General features: G+C 73.5%; 17 protein-coding genes. 8 read left to right on the top strand and 9 right to left on the bottom strand.

Going from position 1 to position 19,332, the window contains the following annotated elements:
- The first annotated feature begins 54 nt into the window (after positions 1-54).
- Positions 55-1,530: a PucR family transcriptional regulator gene (locus ACFY0P_RS05325; protein ID WP_388907604.1), complete on the top strand. Its 1,476-nt coding sequence runs from the start codon at positions 55-57 to the stop codon at positions 1,528-1,530.
- 148 nt (positions 1,531-1,678) lie between these two features.
- Here the strand turns inward: ACFY0P_RS05325 and helR are convergent, their stop codons facing one another.
- The 3 genes from helR to ACFY0P_RS05310 form a co-directional block, all read right to left on the bottom strand.
- Positions 1,679-3,850 (bottom strand): RNA polymerase recycling motor ATPase HelR, encoded by a 2,172-nt coding sequence (gene helR, locus ACFY0P_RS05320; protein ID WP_388907603.1) that lies wholly within the window; start codon positions 3,848-3,850, stop codon positions 1,679-1,681.
- A 232-nt stretch (positions 3,851-4,082) separates the two neighbouring features.
- Positions 4,083-5,285, bottom strand: a complete 1,203-nt coding sequence (locus tag ACFY0P_RS05315) for a glycosyltransferase (RefSeq protein ID WP_388907602.1) — start codon at positions 5,283-5,285, stop codon at positions 4,083-4,085.
- A gap of 200 nt (positions 5,286-5,485) precedes the next feature.
- Positions 5,486-6,034, bottom strand: coding sequence for an RNA polymerase sigma factor (locus tag ACFY0P_RS05310; protein WP_388907601.1), 549 nt, complete (start codon positions 6,032-6,034; stop codon positions 5,486-5,488).
- A 46-nt stretch (positions 6,035-6,080) separates the two neighbouring features.
- Between ACFY0P_RS05310 and ACFY0P_RS05305 the strand changes: the two genes are divergently transcribed.
- From ACFY0P_RS05305 to ACFY0P_RS05285, 5 genes are all read left to right on the top strand, one after another.
- A complete protein-coding gene (locus ACFY0P_RS05305) occupies positions 6,081-7,478 on the top strand; it encodes a serine/threonine-protein kinase (RefSeq protein WP_388907600.1) in 1,398 nt (465 codons plus the stop codon).
- A gap of 127 nt (positions 7,479-7,605) precedes the next feature.
- Positions 7,606-8,316 carry a DUF4232 domain-containing protein gene (locus tag ACFY0P_RS05300; protein ID WP_388907599.1) on the top strand — a complete coding sequence of 237 codons (711 nt, stop codon included), beginning with the start codon at positions 7,606-7,608 and terminating at the stop codon, positions 8,314-8,316.
- 191 nt (positions 8,317-8,507) lie between these two features.
- Positions 8,508-9,764, top strand: a complete 1,257-nt coding sequence (locus ACFY0P_RS05295; RefSeq protein WP_388907598.1) for a hypothetical protein — start codon at positions 8,508-8,510, stop codon at positions 9,762-9,764.
- 69 nt (positions 9,765-9,833) lie between these two features.
- A complete protein-coding gene (locus ACFY0P_RS05290) occupies positions 9,834-11,093 on the top strand; it encodes an arsenic transporter (RefSeq protein ID WP_388908815.1) in 1,260 nt (419 codons plus the stop codon).
- Positions 11,094-11,276: 183 nt separating this feature from the next.
- Positions 11,277-11,765 (top strand): universal stress protein, encoded by a 489-nt coding sequence (locus ACFY0P_RS05285; protein WP_388908813.1) that lies wholly within the window; start codon positions 11,277-11,279, stop codon positions 11,763-11,765.
- Positions 11,766-11,777: 12 nt separating this feature from the next.
- Here the strand turns inward: ACFY0P_RS05285 and ACFY0P_RS05280 are convergent, their stop codons facing one another.
- A complete protein-coding gene (locus tag ACFY0P_RS05280; RefSeq protein ID WP_388907597.1) occupies positions 11,778-13,652 on the bottom strand; it encodes a ricin-type beta-trefoil lectin domain protein in 1,875 nt (624 codons plus the stop codon).
- Between the two features lie 414 nt (positions 13,653-14,066).
- Entirely contained in the window at positions 14,067-14,969 is a 903-nt protein-coding gene (locus ACFY0P_RS05275; protein WP_388907596.1) for a helix-turn-helix domain-containing protein, read from the bottom strand.
- Positions 14,970-15,032: 63 nt separating this feature from the next.
- Between ACFY0P_RS05275 and ACFY0P_RS05270 the strand changes: the two genes are divergently transcribed.
- A complete protein-coding gene (locus ACFY0P_RS05270; RefSeq protein ID WP_388907595.1) occupies positions 15,033-15,815 on the top strand; it encodes a phytanoyl-CoA dioxygenase family protein in 783 nt (260 codons plus the stop codon).
- Positions 15,816-15,912: 97 nt separating this feature from the next.
- On the opposite strand, the gene ACFY0P_RS05265 is transcribed toward ACFY0P_RS05270, so the two are convergent.
- From ACFY0P_RS05265 to ACFY0P_RS05255, 3 genes are all read right to left on the bottom strand, one after another.
- Positions 15,913-16,881 carry an aldo/keto reductase gene (locus ACFY0P_RS05265; protein WP_388907594.1) on the bottom strand — a complete coding sequence of 323 codons (969 nt, stop codon included), beginning with the start codon at positions 16,879-16,881 and terminating at the stop codon, positions 15,913-15,915.
- 95 nt (positions 16,882-16,976) lie between these two features.
- Positions 16,977-17,510 carry a flavoprotein gene (locus tag ACFY0P_RS05260; protein WP_388907592.1) on the bottom strand — a complete coding sequence of 178 codons (534 nt, stop codon included), beginning with the start codon at positions 17,508-17,510 and terminating at the stop codon, positions 16,977-16,979.
- Positions 17,511-17,530: 20 nt separating this feature from the next.
- Complete coding sequence (locus tag ACFY0P_RS05255) at positions 17,531-17,989, bottom strand: DUF1348 family protein (protein ID WP_388907590.1); 459 nt, start codon at positions 17,987-17,989, stop codon at positions 17,531-17,533.
- Between the two features lie 88 nt (positions 17,990-18,077).
- Here ACFY0P_RS05255 and ACFY0P_RS05250 point away from each other — a divergent pair, with 88 nt between their 5' ends.
- Positions 18,078-18,629, top strand: coding sequence for a TetR/AcrR family transcriptional regulator (locus ACFY0P_RS05250; protein WP_388907588.1), 552 nt, complete (start codon positions 18,078-18,080; stop codon positions 18,627-18,629).
- A gap of 2 nt (positions 18,630-18,631) precedes the next feature.
- Here ACFY0P_RS05250 and ACFY0P_RS05245 read toward each other — a convergent pair whose 3' ends face one another.
- Positions 18,632-19,309, bottom strand: coding sequence for an FMN-dependent NADH-azoreductase (locus tag ACFY0P_RS05245; RefSeq protein ID WP_388907586.1), 678 nt, complete (start codon positions 19,307-19,309; stop codon positions 18,632-18,634).
- Positions 19,310-19,332 lie beyond the last annotated feature (23 nt).

Genomic DNA, 19,332 nt, shown 5'->3' with positions numbered 1-19,332 from the left:
GACGGCCGACCGACAGGGTCAATTGTTGACGGAACGAAGAACTACAGTGGACTTGTGTCTGACCACAAAGCCACGCCGCGTTCCGTGCTCACCGTCGGCGACCTGCTGTCGTTCCCGGCGCTGCAGATGCGCCTGCTCGCGGGCGGCGGCGGCCTGGGCCGCACGGTCTCCTGGGCGCACGTCAGCGAACTGGAGGACCCCACGCCGTGGCTCCAGGGCTCGGAGGTCCTCATGACCGTGGGCCTCGCCGTGCCGCGTGGCGGCGAGGCGCAGCGGCGCTATCTGGAGCGGCTGGACGACGCGGGCGTCGCGGCGCTGGTGCTCAGCACCCAGCTGCGGACCCCGCCGCTGCGGCAGGCGTTCCTCGCCGCAGCCGAGGAGCGCGGCTTCCCGGTCCTCGAGGTGCCGCTCACCGTACCCTTCGTCACCATCGCCCAGGAGGTCGCCGCGGCGGTCAGCGAGAAGTCCGCCGAACGGCTCGGCGCCCAGCTCCAGGTCTTCGGCGCGCTGCGCTGGATGGCCGAGGAGAACCTCGACATCCCCGCGCTCTTCGACCGCCTGGAGCAGCTCAGCGGCTACCGCATCTTCCTGTGCACCCCGCAGGGGCGGCCGCTGCTGCCCGGCGTCCCGGCGCCGGAGGACCTCTCAGTGCTCCCGGCGGACCCGGACGCCCCGCCGACCGTGCCCGGCGGCTTCGTTCTTCCCGTCCTCGGCCCGGGCGGCGCGGCCGGCTACCTGGTCGCGCTGGAACAGGCCGGCGCCCGCCCGGCCGGGCTGGCCGTCGTCCAGCACCTGGCGACCGTCGCCGCCCTGCGGCTGGCCATGGTGCGCCAGGAGCGCGAGGTGCTGCGGCGGGAGGGGGCGGAGACCCTCGCCGAGATGCTCCAGGACACCCTCGACCCGGCCGGCGCCCAGCGCCGACTGGCCCACCACGGCCTGGACACCCTGCGGCCCGTCGTCCTCGCGGTGCTCCGGCGCACCCAGGACGAGCAGCTGGACGGCGCCCTGTCCGACCACCCGCACCTCACCCTGCGCCGCGGCGAGGACCGGCTGGTCCTGGCCGAACCGGGCTTCACCGAGGCCCTCGCCGACCTGCCGGGCGCGGTGTGCGGGGTGAGCCGGCCCGTCACCGTCGGCGAGCCGCTGCGGGTCGCCCTGCAGGAGGCGGAATGGGCGGCAGGCCGCGCGGAGGAGGCGGGCAAGCCGCTCCTCCACTACGGCGAGGACGCCACCGGACGCTGGCTGCCCGAGGACCGCCGGCTGCTGTCGGCGCTCGTCGAGCAGGTCCTCGGCGAGGTACTGCGCTACGACGAGGCGCACGGGTCGCAGCTGCTGGTCTCCGTCCGCACCTGGATGGAACGCGACCGCCGTACCGAGGACGCCGCCGCGGCCCTGCACATCCACCCCAACACCCTCGCCTACCGGCTGCGCCGCTTCGGCGAGGTGACCGGCCGGGACCTGTCGACGACGGCCGCCTTCACCGAGGTCTGGTTCGCCGTGCGTGCGGCGACCGAACTCGGCGTGGCCTGACCCCCGGGGCGGCTGCAGCGATATGTCGTTCGCCGACTGCCGCGCCGTCGTGGCTGGTCGCGCAGTTCCTCCCCCAGCCGTCGGCCGGGGGCACCCCCAGCGCCCCTTCCGGGCGCTGGCGAACCGCGGCGGACGTCACCGGACCCGCTCAGTCGCTCGTCAGGACCACCAGCTGCCGGGTCGCGCGGGTCATCGCGACGTAGCGGTCGACACCGCCCGTCACGCCCCTGCCGAAGTCCGCCGGGTCGACGAGGACGACCAGGTCGAATTCGAGCCCCTTCGACAGTTCGGGAGTGAGCGAGGCGACCCGGGGCGTCGGTGTGAAGCGGGGGTCGCCGATCACGCAGGCGACGCCCTCGGCGTGGGCGGCGAGCCAGGTGCCGAGGATCTCGTCCCGCTCGGACACCGATGCGTGGACCACGGGCAGGCCGCCGCCGCGGATCGAGGTCGGCACGTTGGCGTCCGGGAGCACGGCCCGGATGACCGGCTCGGCCTCCGCCATGACCTCTTCCGGGGTGCGGTAGTTGATGCTGAGCGAGGCCAGTTCGATCCGGTCGAACCCGACCCGGGTCAGACGTTCCTGCCAGGTCTCCGTGAACCCGTGCCGGGCCTGGGCGCGGTCCCCGACGATGGTGAAGCTCCGGGACGGGCAGCGCAGCAGCAGCATCTGCCACTCCGCGTCGGTGAGTTCCTGGGCCTCGTCGACGACGATGTGCGCGAACGGGCCGGCCAGCAGGTCGGGGGCGAGGACGGCCAGTTCGGACTCGTCGACCAGGCTGACCTTGGCGTCCTCGCCGCGGAGCATCCTCACCAGGCCCTCGCCGTCGTCGCCGTCGGCGCCGGAGTCGGCGGCGGCCCCGATCAGGTTGTCGACGACCTGGGCCATGCGCTCGCGCTGGGCGGCGAGCACGGCCTCCTGCCGCCGCTTGCGCCGGGCCGCCTCCGGGTCGCCGAGCCGCTGCCGGGCCGCGTCCAGGAGCGGCAGGTCGGACACCGTCCAGGCCTGGGCGTCGGCGCGCTGCAGCCTGCGGACGTCGTCCCGGCCGAGCCAGGGGGCGCACAGCCGCAGGTAGGCGGGGACCGACCAGAGGTCCCCGACCAGGTCGGTCGGCTCCAGCAGCGGCCAGGCGCGGTCGAGGGTGTCGACCAGGTCCCGGTCCTGCCGCAGCGACCTGCGGAACTCCTCGGGCGCCACGTCGTCGCCGCGGTACTTGTCCAGCAGGATGGCGGCCAGTTCCTCCCAGATCTGGTCGCGTGCCTCGTTGTGCGGGGTACCGGGAGCCGGTGCCCGGAACGCGTCGGCCCAGTCCTCGGCGGTGAGCCGCAGGTCGCCCCAGTCGGTGGTGACCGTCATCCCCTGGGCCGGGGGCTCCTCGTAGAACCGGACGGCCGTCTCCACCGCCCGCACCATGTCCGCGGCGGACTTCAGCCGGGCCGCCTCCGGGTCGGTCTCGACGGCAGCGGCGGCCCCCTCGTCGACGAGGTCCCGCAGGACGCAGGTCTGCACGCCCTCCTCACCGAGGCTCGGGAGGACGTCGGAGACGTAGTTCAGGTAGGGCCGGTGCGGGCCGACGAACAGCACCCCGCCCCGGCGGTGGCCGAGACGCGGGTCGGAGTACAGGAGGTGGGCGGTGCGGTGCAGGGCGACCACCGTCTTGCCGGTGCCCGGGCCACCGTCGACGACGAGGGCGCCGCGGGAACCCGCGCGGATGATCGCGTCCTGGTCGGCCTGGATGGTGGCGAGCACGTCCCGCATCCGCTCCGACCGGTCGGCGCCCAGGCTGGCGATGAACGCGGACTGGTCGTCGAGCGCGGCGTGCCCGTCGAGCCCGTCGGCGGTGAACACCTCGTCCCAGTAGTCGCTGATCCGGCCGTCCGTCCAGCGGTACCTGCGGCGGCTGCGCAGCCCCGCCGGGTCGGCGTGGGTCGCCGCGAAGAAGGGCTCGGCGGCGGGCGACCGCCAGTCGATCAGCAGCCGGCGGCCCGTGCTGTCGGTGAGACCGAGGCGGCCGATGTACACGGGCTCGGGGTCGTCCACGCCGACGATGCGGCCCAGGCAGAGGTCGAGGCCGAAGCGGCGCAGGGTCCGCAGCCGTCCGGTCAGCCGGTGGACCTCGATGTCCCGGTCCATCGCGGCCCTGCCGGTGCCGCCCGGCGCCCTGAGTTCGGCGTCGAGGCGGTCGGACAGCTCGGCGATCGACTGTGCCAGGCACTCGGCGATCGCGGCCAGGTGCCGCTCGTCGTCGGCGATCAGGGCCGGGTCGGCCTTGGCGGAGAGCCGTTCGGGCAGGTCGAAGGCGCTGGTGGTCAGGGGGTTCAAAGCATCAGCTCCGTGGGGAGGCCGTAAGGCCGCGGGCGCATACGGCAGGGCGTCCGGAGGGACGGGACGAACAGGCGAACACGGGGGGACGGCGACCGTCGTCCAGGGTTGGTGGCGGGTTGCGGTGTGAGGGACTGCGGGGCCGTCGTGGCGGTCGCGCGCACGCGGCGGGGCAGCACCTCGGCACGGGCCCGCGCCCGTGCGCGGGCGCCACGGTGGCCGTCTGTACCGCTCAGGCGCCCTCGAGAAGCAGCCGCGCGGCCACGGTCGCCCCGTCGGTGCGCATCGTGCCGGCCACGGCGGCCGCACGGGCGCGGGTATCGGGGGTGAGGGCGGTCGCGAGCGCGGCCGAGAGCGAGTCGACGGTCGGCACCGGACCGTCGTGGGCCGCGCCGATGCCCAGTGCGGCCACCCGGGCGGCCCAGTGCGGCTGGTCCACGAGCTGGGGGACGACCACCTGGGGCACACCGGCCACGGCGGCCGTCGTCGTGGTGCCCGCGCCCCCGTGGTGGACGACGGCGGCGACCCGGCGGAACAGCGCCTGGTGGTTGGCCTCGCCGACGGCGAACCAGTCCTCGCCGTCGGTGACCGGGGCGAGGTCCGCCCAGCCCCGGCCGACCAGCACGCGACGGCCCTGGGCGCGCACCGCCTCGACGGCCACCCGGGCGGTGTCCGGCGCACCGCGCATGGCCATGCTGCCGAAGCCGACGTACACCGGCGGCGCGCCGGCCTCCAGGAACGCCACCAGGTCGGCCGGCAGCGGGCGTGCGTCCGGCAGCAGCCACGCACCGGTCTGGACGAGGTCGAGATCCGTCATCTCCTGCCACGGGGCCAGCCCCGGGTCGGCCGCCAGCCACGGCCGGTCGGTGAGGACGTGGTCACGGACGTTGTCCACCGGGGACAGGCCGAGCGCGGCCCGGTGGGTGTTGAGCGCCTCCCCGTACAGGGCGTTCACCCGCTCGGCGTCCACCTTCCACAGCGTCGGCAGGTCGGCGTCGGCCGGGGCCGGGCGGCCCGGCCGGCCCGCCGGCGGGAAGCGCGAGGACGGCAGCCCGGCGGTGTGGTAGCAGGCCAGCACGTAGCGGATGCCCAGCTTCTCGGCCACCGACCGCGCGCCGGCCGGCATCAGGCCGCTCGCCACCAGCACGTCGCATCCCTCGGCCGCCGGGGCGACCGTGTCGAAGTGCGCGGCCACCAGCTCGGGCGCGAGCTTGAACGCGTCCTGAGGTGACGGATTCGGCCGGGTCACCAGCGCGCGCACCGACGGCCCGAACGGCACGTGCGGTACGCCCGCACGGGCCAGCAGCTCCGCGAACTCCTCGTCCGGCGGGGCGCACACCCGCGCCTCGGCGCCGAGCTCCCGCAGCGCCACGGCGAGTCCCGCCAGCGGTTCGACGTCGCCGCGCGACCCATATCCCATCAACAGCACACGCATGTCGCGCATCCCCCAAATACCGCGGTTCCTGGCTTCGGCCTGCGATTCTGCGGGACGTGGGGGGCCTTGCCGCAAGCCCCCCGGTGCGCTATACGTTAAGAAGGGCAAGGAGAAGAACTCCTCGCCCTGTGTTTCCTCCGGGCCGCCGATGTGCGGCCCGTTCTGCTGTCACGGGACCCTCCTCGGGACCCTCGTGGCCGTCACGGCGCGCTCAGCCAGGGCCGGACCTGCTTGCGGGCCTCGTGCAGCCGGGACTTCAGGGTGCCCAGCGGGATCCCCACCCGCTCGGCGACCTCGGCGTAGTCCAGCTGGCAGATGTCCCGGTAGACGAGCGGCGCGACCAGCTGCGGATGCTCCCGCTCCAGCCGGTCCAGCGCCTCCAGCAGATCGATCCGGGACCCGGCGATCACGCTCGTCGTACGCGGGTCGACGTGCTCGGTGGGTTCGATGGTCGCCGGCTGCTCCGCCGCCCGCCGCTTGAGGTCCCGGTACTTCTGCCGGGAGCAGTTGGCGACGACCGTGTACAGCCAGGTGCTGAAGCGGCTGCGGCCCTCGAACGTGGAGATCTTCCGGGAGATCTGGAGCAGCACGTCCTGGGCCGCCTCCTCGGCGTCCTCCCGGCACGGCAGGAACCGCCCGCAGCGACGGACGACGTCGGGCCAGACCTCGGACAGCAGCCGGTTCAGGGCCACCTGGTCGCCGGCGGCGGCCCGCCGGGCGAGGTCTTCGGTCAGCGCGGCGTCCGGCACGGGAGGTCCCCCTCGAAGTCGATCTCAGGACAGGCATGATAGTCGTATGCAACCCCTGGAGCGGATCGGCCGCTATCGCCTCGAACAGCGCCTGGGCACCGGTGCCTTCGGGACGGTCTGGCTCGCCCACGACGACCAGCTGGACGCCCCGGTCGCGGTGAAGGTGCTCGCCGACAACTGGTCCCATCGCCTCGACATCCACGACCGCTTCCTGTCCGAGGCGCGGCTGCTGCGGCGGGCCGACTCGAAGCGGGTGGTGCAGGTCTACGACATCGGCGAACTCCCGGACGGGCGGCCGTACTTCGTGATGGAGTACGCCGACGCGGGCACCCTCGCCGACCTGCTGGGCGGCGGCCCGCTCCCGATCCCCGACGCGCTGCGGCTGACCGCGCTGGCGGCGCGCGGCGCGGCGGACCTGCACGGGGCGGGGATCGTGCACCGGGACATCAAGCCGACCAACGTGCTGCTGCGCACCGCGCAGGACGGCACCCGGCGGGTGCTGCTCGCCGACCTGGGACTGGCGAAGAGCCTGGCACAGGCGTCGGGGCTGACCCTGGCCGCCGGTTCGGCGGGGTACCAGCCGCCGGAGCAGGCCGAGCCCGGCGAGGGCATCGACGCCCGCGCCGACGTCTACGCGCTGGGCGCGGTCGGCTACGAACTGGTCACCGGGACGGTGCCGGCGGCGCCCGGGAGGGTGATCCGGCCGGAGCGGCTGCGGCCCGACCTCGGGGAGGACGTGCAGCGGGCGCTGATGCGGGCCCTGGAGCCGGACCGGCAGCGGCGCTGGCCGTCCGCACAGGCCTTCGCGGACGAGCTGGACCGGCTGGCGGCGGCCGTGGCGGCACGCCGGCCCCGGCGTCTGGACGGTGTCCGCAGGCGGCTCAACGCGGTCACGCTGACCGTCGCCGCGGTCCTCGCGGCCGGGGGGACGGCGCTCGCGGTCACGATGATCGACCGGAACGGGTCGGCGGGCGACGAGACGCGGGTCGCCGACTCCACCGGGCGGGTGGTGGCCCAGGTGCCGTCCGGGTGGGCGGGCGAACTGCGGAACTCCGGCTGGAACCCGCAGGCCCTGGGGCTGGCCTCCGGGCACGAGCCGGGACTGGAGGTCGCCGACGACGTGGCGGAGTGGCAGGACCTGACGACCGCGGTCAACGGCGTCTTCATCGGCGTGAGCGAGCACGGGGACGTCACCGCCAAGGTGAACGCCCTCTCCCACTCCGGCTGCCACTACGACGGCAGCCGCGCCTTCACCGGCACCGACTGGAAGGGCCGCGTCCGGAGCTGGAGCGGCTGTTCCGGCGCGGGCGGCTCGATCCAGGAGGCGGCCCTGCGCCCGGCCGGCGGGGACAGCCAACCCCAGGTGTATGTGCAGGTGCGGCAGAAGGGCGCCGTCGACAAGTCCGCCACGGACGGCATACTCCGGTCCCTTCGGGTCACCTGACTCGGGGAATCCCGGCGTGCCCCCGAACTTTTCCGCCGTTTCTCGCATCGGATGGGAGTGACGGCGCACGGAGCGCCTCCGGCACGCCTTCGGACGTGCCACGACACATCCAGGAGTGGTGAGACACATGGCGCACTCGTCCCAGTCCTTGCGGCGCGGGGCGGCCCTGCTCGCGAGCACGGTCGCCGCCCTGGGCCTGCTGACCGCCTGCGGCAACGGCGGTCAGGGCAAGTCCCCGGAGTCGGTGTCGGGCACGGCGGCACCCGCGACCGGAAACGCGTCGAGCACGGACGGCTCGGGCACCTCCGCCGTCCCTTCCGGCACCGGATCCTCGTCGGCGGCGCAGACCGGAGGTTCGGCGACGGGCGGCGGTTCGTCGACCGGGGGCACCACGACCGGCAACACCACCGCCGGCGGCGCCCGCTGCCACACCTCGGAGCTGACCGCCTCGGTGGGCAGCAACAACCCGGGGGCCGGTCAGGAGAACTTCCCGATCGTGCTCACCAACAAGTCGGGCCGCACCTGCACCGTGCGCGGCTACCCGGGCGCCGCCTTCGTGAACGCCGCCGGCACCCAGCTCGGCCCCGACCCGCAGCGCGAGTCCGGCAGCACCGCCGCGACGGTCACGCTCAAGCCGGGCCAGAGCGCCTGGGCGGGTCTGACCTTCTCCAACCCGGAGATCAGCGGCGCGAAGACGGCGACGCCGGCCGCGCTGCTCGTCACCCCGCCCGACGAGAAGGACTCGCTCAAGGTCACCTGGAAGAACGGCGCGGTCCCGGTGTCCGGGAACGCCTCCTCGGTGCGCCTGAACGTGTTCAGCGCCGGTACCGGCGTCTGACCGTCCCCTGACCGGACCCCGCTGCCCACTCCCCCGGGCAGCGGGGTTCGTCATGCCCGGGCCACAACTGTCACAGGCGTGCAACACGCACAGCCGACTCCGATCTTTTTCGCCGGACCGCCCATCGAACCCGTCGACCACACAGCAGCGGGGCTCCGCGAGGGGCCGGGACGACGGAATCGGGGACGGACATGAGCGGCATCTCTCGCAGGCGGGTGCTGACGGCGGGCGCGACGGCGGGGGCCCTCGGCGCCCTCTCCGCGTGCTCGAACGGCAACTGGACGCTGGGCGGCAGCAGTTCGGCCGACGGCGTCAAGGACGGCGGCACCGACGGCGGCGCGCCGGCCAAGCCGCTGAAGCTCATCGGCGACGGCTCCACCGCCGACACCGGCGCGCAGCCCCACCAGCCGAAGGCGACCCGGATGGCACCCGGCACCAAGCCGCCGCAGTTCGTGGTGTTCTCCTGGGACGGCGCGGGCGAGCTCAGCAACAAGCTGTTCTCCCGCTTCCGCAAGGTGGCCGCGGACCACGGCGCGAAGATGACGTTCTTCCTCTCCGGCATCTACACCCTGCCCGAGTCGAAGAAGGACCTCTACCGTCCCCCGCAGCACCCTGTCGGCGCCTCCGCGATCGGCTACCTCTCCGACGGGCACATCCACAACACGCTCCAGCAGGTGCGCGCGGCCTGGCTGGAGGGCCACGAGATCGGCACCCACTTCAACGGGCACTTCTGCGGCAGCGACGGCGTGCGCAACTGGTCCCCGGCCGAGTGGCGCAGCGAGATCGACCAGGCCATGGACTTCGTCACCAAGTGGAAGACGAACACCGGCTTCACCGACCTGGAGCCGCTGCCCTTCGACTACCGCAAGGAGCTGATCGGCGGCCGCACCCCGTGCCTGGAGGGCCAGGCCAACCTGCTGCCGACCGCGGCCGCGCTCGGCTGGAAGTACGACGCCTCCTCCCCCGGCGGCCTGCAGATCTGGCCGGGCAAGGTGCAGGGCAACCGCATCTGGGACTTCCCCCTGCAGTCCATACCGTTCCCCGGGCACTCCTTCCAGGTCCTGTCGATGGACTACAACATGATGTACAACCAGTCGGCCGGCAATCCGCTGGGCGACAAGTCCCAGTACGACGCGTGGCGCACCCAGGCCCGAGACAGCTACGTGGCGGGCTTCGAGCGGGCGTACACCACCAACCGGGCGCCGTTCTTCATAGGCAACCACTTCGAGCGCTGGAACGGCGGCATCTACATGGACGCCGTCGAGGAGGCGATCGGCCGGATGGCCCAGTACGACGACGTGCGCTTCGTGTCCTTCAAGCAGCTGGTGGCGTGGCTGGAGGCGCAGGACCCCGCGGTGCTGCGGACGCTGCGCACGCTGAACCCGGGCCAGGAGCCCACGGGCGGCTGGGGGGAGTTCCTGGGCGCGGCGGGCACCCCGTCCTCGTGACCGGGTCCGTCTGCTTTCATCTGCTTTCATGGACGGGCCGTACTTGATCACGCCTCCGAGGAACACGCTCTGAACACCCCGCTCGCCGAGACGCTGTCCGTCCTCCTGCTCGCCGCCGTCCTGGCCTGGGCCGTGATCCGGCCGCGCGGCTGGCCGGAGGCGGTGCTCGCCGTACCGGCGGCGGGGCTCGTCGTCGCCACCGGGGCGATCTCCCTCGACCACGCGCGGGCGGAGGCCGAGCAGCTGGGGCCGGTGGTCGGATTCCTCGCCGCGGTCCTGGTACTGGCCCACTTCTGCGACGTGGAGGGCCTGTTCCAGGCCTGCGGGGCATGGATGGCCCGGTGGTCGGGCGGGCGGCCGGTGCGGCTGCTGACCGCGGTGTTCGCGCTGGCGTCGGTGATCACGGCCGTGCTCAGCCTGGACGCGACGGTGGTGCTGCTGACGCCGGTGGTGTTCGCGACGGCGGCCCGGTCCGGGGTGCGGGCGAAACCGCACGTCTACGCCTGTACGCACCTGTCCAACACCGCCTCACTGCTGCTGCCGGTGTCCAACCTGACGAACCTGCTGGCGTTCGCGGCCAGCGGGCTGAGCTTCACCCGGTTCGCGGCACTGATGGTGCTGCCCTGGCTGGTGGCGATCGGCGCCGAGTACCTGGTGTTCCGGCGGTTCTTCGCCCGTGACCTGTCCTCGGCGGCCCCGGGCTCCCAGGACCCCGGCGAGCCGCCCCGGCTGCCGCTGTTCGCGCTGGTGACGGTGGCCTGCACGCTCGCCGGGTTCGTGCTCACCTCGGCGGTCGGCATCGACCCGGCGTGGGCGGCGTGCGCGGGTGCGCTGGTACTGGCCGGGCGGGCGCTGGTACGGCGGCGGGCGACTCCGCTCACCGTGGTGAAGGCGGCCGCGCCCGCGTTCCTGGCGTTCGTGCTGGCGCTCGGGATCGTGGTGCGGGCGGTCGTCGACAACGGGCTCGCGGACGCGCTCGGGCAGGTGCTGCCGGGCGGGACCGGGCTGCCGGCGCTGCTCGGCGTCGCCGCGCTCGCCGCCGTCCTCGCGAACATCGTCAACAACCTGCCGGCGGTGCTGGTGCTGCTGCCGCTGGCCGCGCCGGCCGGGCCGGGCGCGGTGCTGGCGGTGCTGCTCGGGGTGAACATCGGCCCGAACCTCACCTACGCCGGGTCGCTCGCGACGCTGCTGTGGCGCAGGATCGTGCACCAGCACGATCACGGGGTGGACCTCGGGGAGTTCACCCGGCTGGGGCTGCTCGCCGTGCCGACCGCGCTGTGTGCGGCGGTGGTGGCACTGTGGGGGGCGCTCCAGGTGATCGGGACGTAAAGGCGTCCGGCGAAATCCGCTGCGGTCCGGCAGCGCCCCGTACGGGGCGCTGGGGGTACCCCCGGCCGAAGGCCGGGGGAGGAACTGCGCGACCAGCCACGACGGCGCCGCGGTCGGCCGACGGCAGATCGCGGCACGTTCCAGCGGAGCGCTTGGACGGAATCTAGCTGGGAGGCCATGGACATGCGGGTGATCGTCTGGCTGGTCGAGGGGACCTGGCCCGCCTGTGTGGACGCGGCGCGCGGTCATGCGCGGGACGCGTCCGAGGTGGTGCTGCTGCACGTGGCCGAGCCGGGGGTGGCCGGACTCGCGCACGGCGCCTTCGCGGGGCTGCTGGGCCGGGCCGGCTCGGAACCCGACCCGGAGCAGCGGCTGGTGGAGCTCGGCGGGACGTCGGCGGCGGAGCTGCTGGACGCGGCCGAGGCCCGGCTCGGGCGGCCGTGCACCCGGCTGGAGCGGGTCGGCCGGGTCGAGCGGGAGGTGGTGGCCGCCGCCGACGACGCCGACCTGCTGATCCTGGCCCGGGACGGCGACCGGTCCCGGCTCGGGCCGCACAGCCTGGGCAAGGCGGCGCGGTTCGTCGTCGACCACGCGCCCTGCCCGGTGCTGCTGGTGTGGCCGGAGGGCGCGCCGGACCTGACGACGATGCCGCCCCCGCCGCCGCACCCCTGAGCCCGCACCGGCTCAGTGCCCCTGGTAGCCCCCGCCGCCGTAGCCGTAGCCCCCGCCGCCGTAGCCGCCGCCGTAGCCACCTCCGTAACCGCCGCCGCCCCAGCCGCCGCCGTACTGACCGTCCCCGGATCCGTAGCAGTAGCCCGGATACTCGGCGCACGGGTTGTAGCCAGGGGTGCTCGACGGCGCCGGCTGCGCGGTCGTCCTCGACGCCGACGGGGTGGGCGTGGGCGTGGCGGGCTTCGCGGCCTTGGTGGTCGGGGTGGCGGACGCGGTCGGGGACGGGGTGGTGTCGGCGTCCCAGTTGACGATCTGCATCTGCAGGTCGGGCTGGGAGGTGTCCATCACCCAGCGCTGTGCGCCGGTGTCCGTCCGGTTCTTGACCACCAGCGCGCCACCGCCGTCGGTGGCTGCCGGGGCGAGGGCCAGGTCCTGGTCCCAGCGGGGCACCAGCGCGCCCTGGAGGGTGAAGTCGTAGTGGACGCTCTTGGCCTTGGTCCCGGCCGCGGCCGAGCACGGGGCGAGCTGGACGGAGTAGCCGAGGTGCGAGTCGAGGCACAGGTCGGGGGCGGCGGCGTTGCGCAGCAGTCCGTCGCCGTCGTACGTCCACTGCTGGCTGGCGGTGGAGGAGCACTTGGCGAGTTCGGTCTCGGCGCCCCTGACGGCCTTCTTCCCGACCACACCGATGCACAGGCCGGAGGCGATGTTGTGCAGCCGGCCGCGCAGGGTGCCCTGGGTGGTCCGGCTGGTGCCGATCCAGGACGGGCCCGAGGTGGCGGTGCCGGCCGGCGTGGCGGACGGCTTGGCGGTGGCCGAGGTGCTGTCGTCGCCGGAGCCGAGCACCGACCACAGCACCAGCGGGAGCACGACCAGACCGCTCACGGTGCCCACGGCCACGGTGAGGTTGCGGCGCCGGGCCCGGCGGGCGGCCCGCTGCTTGGCACGGCGGGAGGCGGCGGGGTGGACGACCAGGTCCTTGCCCGGGGCGGCCGGTGGCACGAAGGCCTCGCCGCCGGCGAACCCTCCGGCGGGTACGGCGGCAAACTCGTCGGGCTGCTCGGCCAGTCCGGCCCGGGACTCCATGTAGGCGCGGGCGCCCCAGCCGAGCACGGCCTCCGCGAGGGCGATGCCGAGCCCGCCGTTGAACTGGTGGAGCTGGTCGGCGGTGTACCGGCAGTGCTTGCAGCCGTTCAGGTGCTGCTGGAGGTCCCGGTCGACGTCGATCCCGCCGCGCCGGAAGGTCACGTCGATCATCCGGACGTAGCGCTGGCACTCGTCCTCGTGGGCGAGTTCGCGGTGCACCTGGAGGCACTCCTCGCGCATCCGCTCGCGGGCCCGGCGCAGTTCGACCTCAGCGTCCTGCTCGTCCAGGCCCAGCAGCGCGGCGGGGGCCGTCAGCGGCTCCGACTCGACCTCGGTGTGCCACAGCACGGTCCGCGAGGACGGGGTGAGCCGCTGGAAGGCGCGGGAGAGCAGCCGGCGGTTCGCGGGCGGGAGCAGCCGGGAGGCGGCCCGCTCGCCCTTGCCGGCGCGCAGCTGGGGGTGGAGCAGTTCGCCGCGGCCGTCGTTGTCCCATTCGGCGGCGATCCGGCGGACGGTGACAAGGAGTTGGGGGCGCCAGGCGGCAGTCGGCCCGGCCTGTCGGAGGGATTCACCGAAGAGCCGGGTGAATGCGGCGGTGGTGAGCATTCCCGCGCCGCGCGTCCCGTCGGTGCACAGACGGGCGTAGGCGAAGGCCGCTTCCCAGTGCCGGTCGAGCAGTTCACCGACGGGGTGCAGGGCGGGTGCGGTGCCCGTCCACTGCTTGAGCTCGGCGCTGAGCTGCTCGTCGGTGACGTCGAACGGCCGGGCGGGGGTAGGGGAATTCCCCAGGCCTGCGTCATTCACGGCTGCATTCCTTCCAGACGCAACGCGGGATCCGGCCCATACCGCCTGGTATGTGACCGGTATGCGGCCCGGCCGACGTCCAGGTCGGATGGGCTTGTTGGGGGGTTCGGCACGCGGGGAGCGGCCTCGCGCATGCGGCGGTCGAAATTAATTGTCCGCATGCCGACACGCCACACCTTTGCACAGGCCAGCAGGGCAGAACAAGAGATCTCGGGGTTTTGCGCATTCCCCGGCGGGCGGGCTAATTTGACGAAACGTCAATGACCGAGCTCGTGCTTTGTCTCCGTATCGACATCGCAATTGGCGCGGGGATTCAGGGCCGACCGCCCCGGTATCGACACCAACCATTGGACCACGGCCCGACCTGCACAATCCGCCCGGCCGGGCGCGCCCGTGAACCAATGACCGGGCGCATTACCGACGTTCACCGGATCGGTAGGCGCCGGGCGGGACACCGTATCTTTCTCGGAAAACCCGGTTGAAGTGGAACGGGCTGGGAAATCCGGACGCGGCGCCGACCCGCTCGACGGTCAGGTCGGTGCTCTCCAGCAGCCGGGCGGCGTGTCGCAGCCTCGCCTCGCGCAACGCGCGCATCGGCGGCACGCCGGTCCGTTGGGTGAAGAGGTGGGTGAACCGGGACGGGGACAGCGCGACACGCCCGGCGAGCGAGCGGACCGTGTGCGGGGCGCCCGGGTCGGCGGCGATCAGCTCCTCCGCGTGGCGCACCCGCGCGTCCCCGGCGTCCCGGCCGGGCGGCGCCGGGTGCGCGCCGGCGGTCGCGAGCAGGACGACCTCCTCCAGCGCGCACAGGGCGAGTTCGCGTGCGGCGCTGCCGTGGGCGACGGCGACGGGGTCGTCGCCGGCTGCCGGGGCGGGCGGCGCGCCGGTGCCGGTCCAGCGGGAGTCGGCGAGCACCCGGTGGAAGGCCGCCTCGATCCGGGCGTGGGTGCCGTCCGGGGCGGCGACGGCGTACACGCCGTCGCCGAGGGCGCGAGAACTCAGCCACGGGGTCCAGTGCGGGCGGACCTGGCAGTGGGTCCACCAGAACCGCCAGCGGCGCGCTCCGGGCCCGACGGCGTAGCTGTGCGGGACGCCGGGTGCGAGGACGACGAGGTCGCCGGGGCGCGCGGGGGTCTCCACCGCCCCCTGCCGGAGCAGGCCACCGCCGTCCGTGGTCCAGGTGAGCAGCCAACTGCTCGACCCCTCGGGGCGGTTGACCCGGTAGCCGGGTCCTTCGTCGTAGCGGCCGGTGACGACCATGCCCGGCGGCGGGGCAGGGACAGCAGTGCCGGGCAACTCCGCAGCGCTCACGGGCATCCTCTCCGCTCGTGTGTCGGCCTAGCGTGACAGGTCCAGGGCACCGGACCGAGGAGGGCGGGCATGACAGCGACGGGCATCGGCACCACCGTCTTGCGGCAGTTCGAGGAGGACGGGTTCACCGTCGTACGGGGGTTGTTCGGGTACGACGAGATCGACCGTCTGTGCGCGGAGTTCGCGGCGCTGCACACGGCGGGGCGGGTCGTGCCGGGGCACTTCGAGCCGAGGCCGACGGGGGATCCGCTGCAGCGGTATCCGCGGGTGATGCAGCCCCACGAGATCAGTGCACTCGCGCGGCGGTTCCTGCTGGACGCGCGGCTGCGGGTGGTTCTGGAGGCGCTGTTCGGGGAGGAGGTGCTGGCCGCACAGAGCATGTTCTACTTCAAGCCGCCGGGGGCCCGGGGGCAGGCCCTGCATCAGGACAACTTCTATCTGCGGGTGGAGCCGGGGACGTGTGTCGCCGCGTGGGTCGCCTGCGAGGCGATCGACCGGGAGAACGGCGGGCTCGAAGTGGTGCCGGGGACGCACCGGATGGACCTGTTCTGCCCGGAGGAGTCGGATGCGGAGCTGTCGTTCGCGCGGGAGTACGTGGCACCGCCGGAGGGGCTCGCGGCGGTGCCGGTCGACATGGGGCCGGGGGATGTGCTGTTCTTCAACGGGAGTCTGGTGCACGGGTCACAGCCCAATCGCTCCGCTGGGCGCAGCCGACGGTCGTTCGTCGGGCACTATGTGGGGCGGTCGGCGGAGCGGATCGGGGGGTACTACCGGACGTTGTCCATGGGAGGGGAACCGGTTCCTTTGCCGGCGAGCGAAGGGGGTGGTCCGTGCGGGACGGAGCGGTGGTGATGCGGGTGCCGGTGGGTGGGGGCCGGCCGCGCCCACGCGGCGGAGCCGCCCATTGACACAGCCCCGCGCCCCTGAAAGCAAAAGGCAGGCGCGCGCCTCAGTGGCCGGAGATGGGATGGGGGCCGTAGGGCTGCTCCAGCTCTTCCAGTTCCTTGTCGCTGAGCTCGAGTTCCACTGCGGCCACCGCGTCCTTAAGGTGGTTCGGTTTTGACGCGCCGATGATCGGGGCGGTCACCGTGTTCTGGTGGAGGAGCCAGGACAGGGCCACCTGGGCGCGCGGGACGCCCCGGTCGCCGGCGATGCGGGTGACCGCCTCCACGATCGCGCGGTCGCCCTCCTGGTAGAGGCGGTTGCCGAAGTTGTCGTTCGCACTGCGCTCGGTGACCGTGCCCCAGTCGCGGGTGAGGCGGCCACGGGCCAGCGGGCTCCACGGCAGCACGCCCACGCCCTGGTCGGCGCAGAGCGGCAGCATCTCGCGTTCCTCCTCGCGGTAGAGGAGGTTGTAGTGGTTCTGCATGGACACGAACTTGGTCCAGCCGCCCAGCTCGGCCGTGTACTGGGCCTTGGAGAACTCCCAGGCGTACATCGAACTCGCCCCGATGTAGCGGGCCTTGCCCGCCTTGACGACGTCGTGCAGCGCCTCCATCGTCTCCTCGACGGGCGTGGCGTGGTCGTAGCGGTGGATCTGGTAAAGGTCGACGTAGTCGGTGCCCAGGCGGCCGAGGCTGTGGTCGATCTCGGTGAGGATCGCCTTGCGGGACAGCCCGCCGCCGTTGGGGCCGGGGCGCATCCGGCCGTGCACCTTGGTGGCGAGGACGATCTCGTCGCGCCGGGCGAAGTCGCGCAGCGCCCTGCCGACGATCTCCTCGCTGGTGCCGTCGGAGTAGACGTTGGCGGTGTCGAAGAAGTTGATGCCCGCATCCAGCGCCTGCCGGATCAGCGGGCGGGTCGCCTCCTCGCCGAGGGTCCACTCGTGGGTGCCGCGGTCGGGCAGGCCGTAGGTCATGCAGCCGAGGCAGATCCGGGACACGTCCATACCGGTACGGCCGAGCTTCACGTACTCCATCGTTGTCTCCCACCGTCGAGATCACGTCGTACACAGGCGAGCGTACGTCGGCGGGCCGTCCGGCCTCCTGTCGTGGCGGTGGTTATCGGACGTCGTCAGTCCCGCTCCAGCAGGTCGAGCGCCTGCCCCCAGGCGAACTCGGGGCGCCCGCCGTCCGCTTCGGGCTCGCCGGCGTAGGGGTCACCGAAGCGGACGCCCAGCGCGCCCAGCCGGGCCAGGCTCTCCTGGTAGGCGGGGTGTGCGGCGAGCGCGCCGGCGACGCAGGGCAGGACCGCGATCGGGACGTCGAGTCCCAGGGCCTCGCACAGGGTGCCGACGGCGAGCGTGTCGGCGAGCCCGGCGGCCCACTTGTTGACGGTGTTGAAGGTGGCGGGGGCGACGACGACGGCGTCCGGCGCGGGGAAGGGACGCGGATCGGAGGGGCGGCGCCAGGCCGACCGGATCGGACGGCCGGTGCGCGCCTCCGCCTCCGCGGTGTCGAAGAAGCCGTTCATGGCCACGGGCGTGGCGATGACCCCGACCTCCCAGCCGCGTTCCTGGGCCGCGGTGATCAGCTTGCCGACACCCGCGGCGATGCCGGCGGCGCAGACGACGAGGTAGAGGAAGGGCTTGCGGGGCTCATCGGTCATCCGGGAACCCTATGCGGGCGCTATCGGAGCGGGAAGGACAGACCCCGCTCGGACTCCGGGCGCGGACCGTGGATCCGGCGCTCGTGCTCCTCGATCCGGACGTCGTTGATGCTGGCCTCGCGCCGGGTCATGAGTCCGTGCCCGTCGAACTCCCACAGCTCGTTGCCGTACGAGCGCCACCACTGGCCGTCCGCGTCACGGCACTCGTACTGGAAGCGGACCGCGATGCGGTCGCCGTCGAAGGCCCACAGGTCCTTGCGGAGCGCGTAGTCGAGTTCGCGGTCCCATTTCGCGGTGAGGAACTCGACGATCGCCGCGCGGCCGGTGACGAAGGTGCCGCGGTTGCGCCAGACCGAGTCCTCGGAGTAGGCGAGCGCCACCCGCTCGGGATCGCGGGTGTTCCAGGCGTCCTCGGCGGCCTGGACCTTCTTGACGGCGGTCTCGCGGGTGAAGGGCGGCAGGGGCGGTCGGTCGGCCATGGTCTCCTCCTGATCGATGGGAGAACGTGCGTTCTCCGGGTCGCTGCTACCGTAGGAGAACGCACGTTCTCTCGTCAAGGAGTGGCCCATGGACAGCGCGGTCGCGCGTGAGCAGGCTCTGGACGCCGCCGAGCGGCTGTTCTACGGGCGCGGGGTGCAGTCCGTCGGGATGGACGACATACGCGGCGCCTCCGGGGTCTCCCTCAAACGGCTCTACCAGCTCTTCCCCGCGAAGGACCAGCTCGTGGAGGCCTATCTGGAGCGGCGGGACGTGCGCTGGCGGCAGCGGCTCGCCGAACACGTCCGGCGGCACGAGGACCCCCGGGAGCGGCTGCTCGCGGTCTTCGACTGGCTGGAGGGGTGGTTCGGGGAGGCGGACTTCCGGGGGTGCGCCTGGATCAACGCGTACGGCGAGCTCGGCGCCACCTCGCCCGGCGTGGTGGCCCAGGTGCGGGGCCACAAGCGGGCGTTCCGTGACTACCTCGCGGAGCTGGTGGCCGACGCCGGGCTGGACGCCGCGCTCACCGGGCCGCTGTTCCTGCTCGCCGAGGGGGCGATGGTCACCGCGGGCGTCACCGGGAGCGCGGAGCCCGCGGCGGAGGCCCGCACGGCGGCCCGGGTGCTGCTGCGCGCCGGGTGAGGTCAGCGCACGGCGGCGAGCCGGGCGAGGGTGGCGCGGGCCTCGGTGAGGGAGGCGGCGGCCGCTTCCTCCTGGCCGGCCAGGATCGGCAGCACGTCGACGCGGGTCAGCTCGGCGGCGACCGGGTGGAGGTGCTCGGGCCGGACGCCCAGCCGGCCCGTCCAGGCTCTCAGGTACGGGGTCTGGAAATCGAAGGCCGTCCGGCCGGTGTCCGGGCCGTAGGCCCCGCCGCGCGCCAGGACGGCCACCACCCGCGTCCCGGACAGCAGGCTCTCGCCTGTGTCGGGATGAACGAAGGCACCGGGAAAGGTCACCCGGTCGATCCACGCCTTCAGGGCCGCCGGCACCGCGAAGTTGTACATGGGGACGCCGAGCAGCACCGTGTCCGCCGCGGCCAGCTCGGTGATCAGGGGCAGGGTCAGTTCCCACTCGCGGGCCTCGGCCGGGCTCTCGATCAGCGCGGGCACCTTGGCGGGCGGCACGAAGCCCTCGCGCTCCACCCGGCGGCCCAGGGTGGTGTAGGCACCGCCGAGCGGGGGCACCGGCGTGGCGGTCAGGTCGCGGTGGCGGTACTCCCCCGCCGGATGCCCGGCGCGCCAGGCGCGGGCGAAGTCCGCGGTGAGGCGCCTGGTCACGGAGTCGGCGGTCGCGTCGGCGCTGGAGTCGATGTGCAGCAGCATGCGGTGGTCACCTCGGTCGGTCC

It is taken from the genome of Streptomyces sp. NPDC001714 (genome assembly GCF_042892755.1).
Lineage (GTDB): Bacteria > Actinomycetota > Actinomycetes > Streptomycetales > Streptomycetaceae > Streptomyces.
This window is presented reverse-complemented; position numbering and strand designations above follow the sequence as displayed.

Bases quoted from the DNA above. Each gene is read 5' to 3' on its own strand.
- ACFY0P_RS05315 (WP_388907602.1), bottom strand. From the start codon at position 5,285: ATGCGTGTGCTGTTGATGGGATATGGGTCGCGCGGCGACGTCGAACCG.
- ACFY0P_RS05305 (WP_388907600.1), top strand. From the start codon at position 6,081: ATGCAACCCCTGGAGCGGATCGGCCGCTATCGCCTCGAACAGCGCCTG.
- ACFY0P_RS05300 (WP_388907599.1), top strand. From the start codon at position 7,606: ATGGCGCACTCGTCCCAGTCCTTGCGGCGCGGGGCGGCCCTGCTCGCG.
- ACFY0P_RS05295 (WP_388907598.1), top strand. From the start codon at position 8,508: ATGAGCGGCATCTCTCGCAGGCGGGTGCTGACGGCGGGCGCGACGGCG.
- ACFY0P_RS05285 (WP_388908813.1), top strand. From the start codon at position 11,277: ATGCGGGTGATCGTCTGGCTGGTCGAGGGGACCTGGCCCGCCTGTGTG.
- ACFY0P_RS05275 (WP_388907596.1), bottom strand. From the start codon at position 14,969: ATGCCCGTGAGCGCTGCGGAGTTGCCCGGCACTGCTGTCCCTGCCCCG.
- ACFY0P_RS05270 (WP_388907595.1), top strand. From the start codon at position 15,033: ATGACAGCGACGGGCATCGGCACCACCGTCTTGCGGCAGTTCGAGGAG.
- ACFY0P_RS05265 (WP_388907594.1), bottom strand. From the start codon at position 16,881: ATGGAGTACGTGAAGCTCGGCCGTACCGGTATGGACGTGTCCCGGATC.
- ACFY0P_RS05260 (WP_388907592.1), bottom strand. From the start codon at position 17,510: ATGACCGATGAGCCCCGCAAGCCCTTCCTCTACCTCGTCGTCTGCGCC.
- ACFY0P_RS05255 (WP_388907590.1), bottom strand. From the start codon at position 17,989: ATGGCCGACCGACCGCCCCTGCCGCCCTTCACCCGCGAGACCGCCGTC.
- ACFY0P_RS05250 (WP_388907588.1), top strand. From the start codon at position 18,078: ATGGACAGCGCGGTCGCGCGTGAGCAGGCTCTGGACGCCGCCGAGCGG.
- ACFY0P_RS05245 (WP_388907586.1), bottom strand. From the start codon at position 19,309: ATGCTGCTGCACATCGACTCCAGCGCCGACGCGACCGCCGACTCCGTG.